Genomic DNA, 1,030 nt, shown 5'->3' with positions numbered 1-1,030 from the left:
AACCCCAGTTCGGGATAAGCCACATTGTAACTCATTGATACTATTTACAATGTTGCTACCTGTCCCTGCTGAGGCATATTTTTGATGGTGGGTTTATAGGGAAACCAGCAATAAGCAATTAAACCTGACAGCAAGTTTGTGATAAACCCCGTGACACTACGATGGCGTGAGTGTTCGATTTGGCACAAGTTTTTAAGCTCCCCAAACACCGTTTCAACCAAAGAGCGATGATTGAGTAGTACCTCATCTATCGGCTTGAGTACTTGCGGTTTCATATTACGCCGAAGTTTCGTTATCAACGTGGTATCACTGTGTTTTGTGAGCCACTCGTTTAGGGCTTTACTGATATAGCCTCTATCCCCAAACACCTTGCCAAACACAGGTGTTGCCATATCCTTAACAGGCGCTCTATCATCGGTATTACCCGCAGTGACTTTAACAGATACAAGCTCGCCCTTATGATTGATAATGGCGTGCAGCTTAAAGCCATAGAACCAACCCATGCTGCTTTTGCCTCGGGTTGCAAGTCCTTCAAAGACTTTATGACGGTAGATACGCTTGTTATGACAAACTGCTATCTTGGTTGAATCAATATAGCTGATACCCGTACAGTCGCCCATCATGCTTTGCAAGTAGCTGCACAGTGGTATGATACTGCGCGGCACAAGCTCTATAAATCGCGAGTAGCTCGGCAGATTTGGAAACGCCCGTTTCATCATGCCAAGCATGTGATGGTAGTAAAACGCCTTAAACTGTCAATACCGCAGTTGATGAAACAGTACCAAGATGGTCATCATCTCTGCTACACTTATCTGGCATGCTCTTAACCTTTGGTGTCCCGTTGCGATTAAATGAGCGTCAAACTCAGGTTTGAATTGCTGATAAAAGTCGTCAATATGGCAGTATAGTTCGGTTAGGTTGTCCATGTAAGAAGTCCTTGTTGTGAAGTTTGTCTTGGTAAACTCACTTTAGCAACTTCGGACTTCTTTTTTTATCTTTTTTTTGAGCGCTTATCCCGAACTGGGGTTAT

Annotated in this window: 1 pseudogene; it reads right to left on the bottom strand. The window is 43.7% G+C overall.

The features are described 5' to 3' along the window. Nucleotides 1-44: 44 nt before the first annotated feature. Nucleotides 45-926: pseudogene (locus tag A1232T_RS00020) on the bottom strand (IS982 family transposase). Between the last annotated feature and the right edge of the window lie 104 nt (nucleotides 927-1,030).

It is taken from the genome of Psychrobacter pasteurii (assembly GCF_900162815.1).
In the GTDB taxonomy this organism is placed as follows: Bacteria; Pseudomonadota; Gammaproteobacteria; order Pseudomonadales; family Moraxellaceae; genus Psychrobacter; species Psychrobacter pasteurii.
The sequence above is the reverse complement of the archived record's forward strand: the minus strand, read 5'-3'. Positions and strand labels throughout refer to the sequence as shown.